The sequence below is a fragment of the Clostridioides sp. ZZV15-6598 genome (assembly GCF_020657705.1).
Classification (GTDB): Bacteria; Bacillota; Clostridia; order Peptostreptococcales; family Peptostreptococcaceae; genus Clostridioides; species Clostridioides difficile_F.
This window is the reverse complement of the sequence record NZ_JAGWCS010000381.1, coordinates 1-251: the sequence shown is the minus strand read 5'-3', so window position 1 is coordinate 251 and position 251 is coordinate 1. Positions and strand designations below refer to the sequence as shown.

The window sequence follows — 251 nt, the reverse complement described above, 5'->3', positions numbered from 1 at the left end:
TAAGAAGTTCATAAGAGAACTGCATAGGTAGTAGCGAACTTATGTGAACAACAACCTCAAAAATGATAAAAGTTAAGACTTACGGTTCTTACATATGTTAAATATAAAAACCTTCAAAATACTTGTTTTAAATAATTACATACGTTAATATTATGGTGAGTAATGAATAATCAGAAAAAACAAGTAAAGTGAGGTGGTAGTAGTGGAAAAAGCTTATAAGTTTAGAATGTATCCAAATAAAAAACAGCAAG

General features: G+C 27.9%; 1 protein-coding gene. It reads left to right on the top strand.

Going from position 1 to position 251, the window contains the following annotated elements; genetic code table 11:
- Nucleotides 1–193: 193 nt before the first annotated feature.
- Nucleotides 194–251 (top strand): helix-turn-helix domain-containing protein (locus KGF50_RS22650; RefSeq protein WP_139037914.1); only part of this gene is annotated, 58 nt, incomplete at its 3' end.